At 64.8% G+C, this 6,784-nt stretch carries 8 protein-coding genes; 7 read left to right on the top strand and 1 reads right to left on the bottom strand.

From position 1 onward, the window contains the following. Positions 1-8: 8 nt before the first annotated feature. The 4 genes from rapZ (at position 9) to ahcY (ending at position 3,081) form a co-directional block, all read left to right on the top strand. Complete coding sequence (gene rapZ, locus MK313_RS02410; protein ID WP_121221062.1) at positions 9-989, top strand: RNase adapter RapZ; 981 nt, start codon at positions 9-11, stop codon at positions 987-989. Continuing rightward, positions 986-1,393 carry a PTS sugar transporter subunit IIA gene (locus tag MK313_RS02415; RefSeq protein ID WP_008946159.1) on the top strand — a complete coding sequence of 136 codons (408 nt, stop codon included), beginning with the start codon at positions 986-988 and terminating at the stop codon, positions 1,391-1,393. Before rapZ ends, MK313_RS02415 begins: the two co-directional genes overlap by 4 nt. Beyond that, positions 1,390-1,671 (top strand): HPr family phosphocarrier protein, encoded by a 282-nt coding sequence (locus MK313_RS02420; RefSeq protein WP_008946160.1) that lies wholly within the window; start codon positions 1,390-1,392, stop codon positions 1,669-1,671. The genes MK313_RS02415 and MK313_RS02420 overlap by 4 nt, the downstream gene beginning before the upstream one ends. A gap of 114 nt (positions 1,672-1,785) precedes the next feature. After that, on the top strand, positions 1,786-3,081 hold the full coding sequence (gene ahcY, locus MK313_RS02425) for an adenosylhomocysteinase (RefSeq protein WP_008946161.1): 1,296 nt from the start codon (positions 1,786-1,788) through the stop codon (positions 3,079-3,081). 58 nt (positions 3,082-3,139) lie between these two features. On the opposite strand, the gene MK313_RS02430 is transcribed toward ahcY, so the two are convergent. Beyond that, a complete protein-coding gene (locus MK313_RS02430) occupies positions 3,140-3,403 on the bottom strand; it encodes an usg protein (protein WP_287779977.1) in 264 nt (87 codons plus the stop codon). 367 nt (positions 3,404-3,770) lie between these two features. Between MK313_RS02430 and groES the strand changes: the two genes are divergently transcribed. From groES to MK313_RS02445, 3 genes are all read left to right on the top strand, one after another. Continuing rightward, positions 3,771-4,085, top strand: a complete 315-nt coding sequence (gene groES / locus MK313_RS02435; RefSeq protein ID WP_008946163.1) for a co-chaperone GroES — start codon at positions 3,771-3,773, stop codon at positions 4,083-4,085. A 48-nt stretch (positions 4,086-4,133) separates the two neighbouring features. Continuing rightward, positions 4,134-5,780 (top strand): chaperonin GroEL, encoded by a 1,647-nt coding sequence (gene groL, locus MK313_RS02440; protein WP_008946164.1) that lies wholly within the window; start codon positions 4,134-4,136, stop codon positions 5,778-5,780. A 291-nt stretch (positions 5,781-6,071) separates the two neighbouring features. Then, complete coding sequence (locus tag MK313_RS02445; protein WP_287779978.1) at positions 6,072-6,578, top strand: MarR family winged helix-turn-helix transcriptional regulator; 507 nt, start codon at positions 6,072-6,074, stop codon at positions 6,576-6,578. Positions 6,579-6,784: the final 206 nt, after the last annotated feature.

A 6,784-nucleotide genomic window follows, 5' to 3' on the forward strand; every position in this document is an offset into this window, starting at 1 on the left:
CTCGGCTCATGAGCGATCTGGCCCCCTTTCCCGCTGCGGCGGATGCGATCACCGACCGGGTTGTCCTGGTGACGGGCCTGTCCGGCGCTGGCCGCACGGCCTGCCTGAAGGCGCTGGAGGATATCGGCTACGAGGCCATCGACAATCTTCCCATCGGCCTGCTGCAGCTGCTGCTGGACGGGGCGGGGGAGCCGGGTGGCATCCGCCGGCCGCTGGCTATCGGCGTGGATATCCGGACCCGCGACTTCGAGGCGGACCGGCTGGCCGCGCTGATCGATGCGGCGCACGGTGCGGCCCTCGGGCGGTGTACGCGCGACATAAGGCTGCTGTTCCTCGATTGCGATGACGAGGTGCTGGCCCGGCGTTTCACCGAGACACGGCGCCGCCATCCGCTGGCCGCCGACCGGCCGGTGATGGATGGCATAAGGCTGGAGCGCCAGCGCATCGCGCCGCTGAAGGAGCGCGCCGACCAGGTGATCGACACCAGCGCGCTGGCGCCGGGCGATTTGCGCCGCCGGCTGTGGACGGAATATGCGCTCGACCCGCGCCATGGCGTGACGCTGACCGTACTGTCCTTCTCCTACCGCGAGGGGTTGCCACGCGAGGCGGACCTGGTGTTCGATGTGCGCTTCCTGAAGAATCCGCATTATGACGCGGCGCTCAGGCCGCTCGACGGGCGCGCGCCGGCAGTGGCGCGCTATGTCGAGGGGGATGCCGGGTTCCCTCCTTTCTTCGAACGGCTGACGGCGATGCTGGAACCGCTCTTGCCGCGCTACTACGAAGAGGGCAAAAGCTATCTGACGATCGCGCTGGGTTGCACTGGCGGCCGGCACCGGTCGGTCTATGTCGCCGAGAGGCTGGCGGCATGGCTGCGCGAGGCGGGGCAGCAGGTAATCCTGGTGCATCGCGACATGGAAAAGTGGGAGAGCCGCCAGAAGAGCGGCCTTTCGACGGGTGAGGCACAAACAAGCGAAAAGGAAAGCCCATGATTGGCATGGTGCTCGTGACCCACGGCCGACTGGCCGTCGAATTCATCGCCGCGCTGGAACATGTGGTCGGCAAGCAGCAGCAGGTGGCCGCTGTCTGCATCGGGCCGGATGACGACATGGAGCAGCGCCGGCAGGAGATCCTCGACAAGGTCGGCGAGGTCGATGGCGGGTCCGGCGTGGTGGTGCTGACCGACATGTTCGGTGGCACGCCGTCCAACCTTGCCATCTCGATCATCGACAAGGCGCGGATCGAGGTGATCGCCGGCGTGAACCTGCCGATGCTGATCAAGCTGGCCAGCGTGCGCGGCACGGAAAACCTGGCCAAGGCCGTGGAAAGCGCGCAGGAGGCAGGCTGCAAGTACATCAATGTCGCCTCCAAGCTGCTGGCCGGGGAAATTTCGTGAGTGCAGACGAGGCGCTGCACCGCAGCGTGACCATCGTGAACAAGCGCGGCCTGCACGCCCGCGCCGCCGCCAAATTCGTGAAGCTGAGCGAGACCTTCGACGCCGATATCCGCGTCGCCAAGGGCGGGGTGGAAGTGTCGGGCCTGTCGATCATGGGGCTGATGATGCTGGCCGCCGCGCCGGGCTGCAGCATCGCGATCACCACCAGCGGCCCGGATGCCGCCACGGCGATGGCGGCGCTCGAACAACTCGTCGCCGACAAGTTCGGCGAGGAGTAACGTTTTCATAACCATATAAAGATATCTTTATCCTTGCTGCGACGCCGGGCCTCTGCTATAGCCCGGCGCGACAGCATATTTCCGACTTTTTCGCCCTTTTAGGAGACAGCCGCGATGGGTTCCTTCACCGACTATAAAGTCGCCGATATCAAGCTGGCCGATTGGGGCCGCCGCGAGATCAACATCGCCGAGACCGAGATGCCCGGCCTGATGGCGCTGCGCGAGGAATACGGCAACGCCAAGCCGCTGGCTGGTGCCCGCATCGTCGGCTGCCTGCACATGACGATCCAGACCGCCGTGCTGATCGAGACGCTGACCCATCTGGGCGCCTCCATCCGCTGGTCGTCCTGCAACATCTATTCGACCCAGGATCAGGCTGCCGCGGCCATCGCCGCCGCCGGCATCCCGGTCTTTGCCTGGAAGGGCGAGACCGAGGAGGAGTTCTGGTGGTGTATCGAGCAGACCGTGAAGGGCCCGGATGGCTGGACCCCGAACATGATCCTCGACGATGGCGGCGACCTGACCGTGCTGATGCACGACAAGTATCCCGAAATGCTGAAGGATGTGCGCGGCCTGTCGGAGGAGACCACGACCGGCGTGCACCGCCTGTATGAGATGCAGAAGAAGGGCACGCTGAAGGTTCCGGCCATCAACGTGAATGACAGCGTCACCAAGTCGAAGTTCGACAATCTCTATGGTTGCCGCGAGAGCCTGGTGGACGGCATCCGCCGCGCCACCGACGTGATGATGTCGGGCAAGGTTGCCGTGGTCTGCGGCTATGGCGATGTCGGCAAGGGCTCGGCCGCCAGCCTGCGCAACGCCGGCGCCCGCGTCATGGTCACCGAGATCGACCCGATCTGTGCCCTGCAGGCGGCGATGGAAGGCTATCAGGTCGTGACGATGGAGGATGCTGCCCCGCAGGCCGACATCTTCGTCACCGCGACCGGCAACAAGGACGTCATCACGCTGGACCATATGCGCCAGATGAAGGATCGGGCCATCGTCTGCAATATCGGCCATTTCGACACCGAGATTCAGATCGGCGCCCTGTCCAACTACAAGTGGGAAGAGGTGAAGCCGCAGGTCGATGAGGTGGTCTTCCCCGATGGCAAGCGTCTGATCGTGCTGTCCAAGGGCCGGCTCGTGAATCTGGGCAATGCCACGGGCCATCCCAGCTTCGTGATGAGCGCCTCCTTCACCAACCAAGTGCTGGCGCAGCTGGAGCTGTGGAAGAACCACGCGAACTACGAGCGCAAGGTCTATGTACTGCCGAAGCACCTGGACGAGAAGGTGGCCGCGCTGCACCTCGCCAAGGTTGGTGCGAAGCTGACCAAGCTGAGCGCCGATCAGGCCGCCTATATCGGCGTCGAGGACAAGGGCCCGTTCAAGCCGGACCAGTATCGCTACTGATCCTGGCGAAGGGGACAAAGGAGGGCCGGCTCACAGCCGGCCCTTCGTCTTTTGGGCATCAGTGCAGGCTGAGGCTCACATTGGCGTGGCGCAGCGAGCCCGGCGTGATGAGCCTGGCCGATCCGACCGTGACCGAGTGCAGCTTGCCGTCCAGCTTGCCCTGCCAGAAATCCAGGAAGCGCCGCAGCACCGGGTAGGATGGGGCCATGTCATATTCCTGCCAGATGAAGCTTTGCAGCAGCCCCGGATGGTCGGGCAGGTGATACAGGATCTCGGCGGTGGTCAGGCGGTAGCCATCAAGCTGTCGGATCAGTCCGCTCATCGGCAAAAGTCTCCCGTGTCGCTGGAAAAAGTTTGCGGAAAAATTTGCGTCCCTGTCGTTTTTCTGTAACTGTGCCGCCGGCTTGTGGCGTCGGCAATAAAAATGTTGTAAATCAATAACTTGTTAGCAGGCCGCCGAGAGTGCTAACAGTTCCAGGCCCCACCCACGAAGCGCTTGCGCAGAATCCGCACCGACTCATTCCATTGCGCGCCTTGACAGGGAAAATTCACTTTCCTATGTGTCTGGCACTCATCGGGGGAGAGTGCTAACGGGGCCTGTGTGCCCGGTTCCTTCCCTCCGGGAGCTGCAAATTCAGTCATTTCCACGCGGCACCAATGCCCGCGTGTCATTGAGGAGGGCTACCCATATGAAGTTTCGGCCTCTGCACGATCGCGTGCTGGTCCGTCGGCTGGAGTCCGAGGAGAAGACCGCCGGCGGTATCATCATTCCGGACACCGCCAAGGAAAAGCCGATGGAAGGCGAAGTGATCGCCGTCGGCCCGGGCGCCAAGAATGAGCAGGGTGTTGTCAGCCCGCTGGATGTGAAGGCGGGTGACCGCGTGCTGTTCGGCAAGTGGTCCGGCACCGAGGTGAAGGTCGACGGCCAGGAGCTGTTGATCATGAAGGAAAGCGACATCATGGGCGTCATCGAAGGCGCCGCGAAGGGCAAGAAGGCCGCCTGAGGCGCCTCTCCCGGTCGCTCAATCCAATCCAATTGAAGGAAGACATACATGGCTGCCAAGGAAGTTAAGTTCAGCAGCGAAGCCCGCACCAAGATGCTGCGCGGCGTCGATATTCTGGCTGATGCAGTGAAGGTCACGCTGGGTCCGAAGGGCCGCAACGTCGTGATCGAGAAGTCGTTCGGTGCGCCGCGCATCACCAAGGACGGCGTCTCCGTCGCCAAGGAGATCGAGCTGTCGGACAAGTTCGAGAACATGGGCGCCCAGATGGTGCGCGAAGTGGCCTCGAAGACCAACGACGTCGCCGGTGACGGCACCACCACCGCCACCGTGCTGGCCCAGGCCATCGTGCGCGAGGGCAACAAGTCGGTTGCCGCCGGCATGAACCCGATGGACCTGAAGCGCGGCATCGACCTCGCCGTCGCCGCCGTCGTCGAGGACCTGAAGAAGCGCTCCAAGAAGATCGCCACCTCCGCCGAGGTTGCCCAGGTCGGCACCATCTCGGCCAATGGCGAGCGCGAGATCGGCGAGATGATCGCCAAGGCGATGGAGAAGGTCGGCAACGAGGGTGTGATCACCGTCGAAGAGGCGAAGAGCCTGGAGACCGAGCTGGAAGTCGTCGAGGGCATGCAGTTCGACCGCGGCTACCTGTCGCCGTACTTCGTCACCAACGCCGACAAGATGAACGCCGAGCTGGAGAGCCCGTTCATCCTGCTGCATGAGAAGAAGCTGTCCAGCCTGCAGCCGATGCTGCCGGTGCTGGAGGCTGTCGTGCAGTCCGGCAAGCCGCTGCTGATCATCGCCGAGGACGTCGAGGGCGAGGCCCTGGCCACCCTGGTGGTGAACAAGCTGCGCGGTGGCCTGAAGGTCGCGGCGGTGAAGGCGCCGGGCTTCGGCGATCGCCGCAAGGCCATGCTGGAGGACATCGCCATCCTGACCGGTGGCCAGGTCATCTCCGAAGACATCGGCATCAAGCTTGAGACCGTCTCGCTCGAAATGCTGGGCAAGGCCAAGCGCGTGCTGATCACCAAGGAAGAGACCACCATCGTCGATGGTGCCGGCAAGAAGAAGGACATCGAGGGCCGCGTCACGCAGATCCGCGCGCAGATCGAGGAGACCTCCTCGGACTACGACCGCGAGAAGCTGCAGGAGCGTCTGGCGAAGCTGGCTGGCGGCGTTGCCGTCATCCGCGTCGGCGGTGCCTCCGAGGTCGAGGTGAAGGAGCGCAAGGACCGCGTCGACGACGCGATGCATGCGACCCGTGCCGCTGTCGAGGAAGGCGTGGTTCCGGGCGGCGGTGTCGCCCTGCTGCACGCGCTGAAGGTGCTCGACAAGGTGAAGCCGGGCAATGACGACCAGCGCGTCGGCGTGGACATCGTGCGCCGCGCGATCCAGGCCCCGGCCAAGCAGATCGCCGCGAACGCCGGCATGGACGGCGGCGTGGTTGTCGGCAAGCTGCTGGAATCGACCGACTCCAGCTGGGGCTTCGACGCCCAGACCGGTGAGTACAAGGACCTGGTGAAGGCCGGCATCATCGACCCGACCAAGGTCGTGCGTACCGCCCTGCAGGATGCGGCCTCGGTCGCCTCGCTGCTCATCACCACCGAGGCGATGGTCGCCGACAAGCCGGAGAAGAAGGCCCCGGCCGGCGCTCCGGACATGGGTGGCATGGGTGGCATGGGCGGCATGGACTTCTAAGTCCGGCCTTTCCCAAGCCCAAAAGACAGGAACCCCGGCAGCTTCGGCTGCCGGGGTTTTTCTTTGCGCCAGGGAACAGGCGCGTACCTTTTGCGCGTGTACTGTTCAGCCTCACGGCTCTGTGCTTTAGTATATTTCAGATTGCACATGGAATGGACGAAAGGGGCTGACAATAACGTTATCCCGCCGCTTGCGGCGGGGCAGAACAGCGCCAGGCAATGAAAAGACGCACGCGGCACCCGGATAACCGGGGCTGGCGATGCGATAATAGCGATAGGGAGGGCGCCATAGATGAAAGCAAGACAGATCCCGGACTCTCCGGGAGAACCAGAGGAATCGCCGGGCTTCCTGCTGTGGCAGCTGGCCAATGCCTGGCAGCGGCAGATGAGGGTCGTGCTCGCGCCGCTCGGCCTCACTTATGTGCAGGCCATGCTGCTGACCGCGCTGTTGCGGTTGGAGCAGCGTGAAGCCATCACCGGCATGCCGATCACCCAGGGCGACCTCGCCCGGTTCTGCCAGGCGGATGCCACCATGACATCGCAGGTGCTGCGCACGCTGGAGGCGAAAGGCCTGCTGGAACGCAGCCGCGGGGCCGATGCCCGCGCCCGCCTGCCGCGCCTGACACTGGCCGGCCGGTCGCTGGCCGAGCGCGCGCTGCCACTGGCCGAGACGGTTGATCGGGAGTTTTTCGACCTGCCGCGGCAGGGGCGCAAGGCGCCTCCGCATGACAGCGGGCTGATGGTCGATCTACGGATGCTCTGGACCCGGCAGCGCGGCAGCGGCGGTCTTGATGCCTGATGGGGATGCCTGACGGCTAGAAAGCGTTGCCGCCAGCGCGCCGCACCAGTTCCGCATAGAGGGCGTCCGGCAGGTCGAGGCCGTCGCGTTCCGCGGCGGCTTTCAGCGCCTGCCGCCGCTCGCCGGGGCGGCGGGGGGCCCGCGGCCCCCGGCGCTGGGGGGACCCCGCCCAGCCCCGCCCGGCCCCCGGGGCCCCCGCCGGCGGG

The organism is Oceanibaculum sp., assembly GCF_022449305.1.
In the GTDB taxonomy this organism is placed as follows: Bacteria; Pseudomonadota; Alphaproteobacteria; order Oceanibaculales; family Oceanibaculaceae; genus Oceanibaculum; species Oceanibaculum indicum.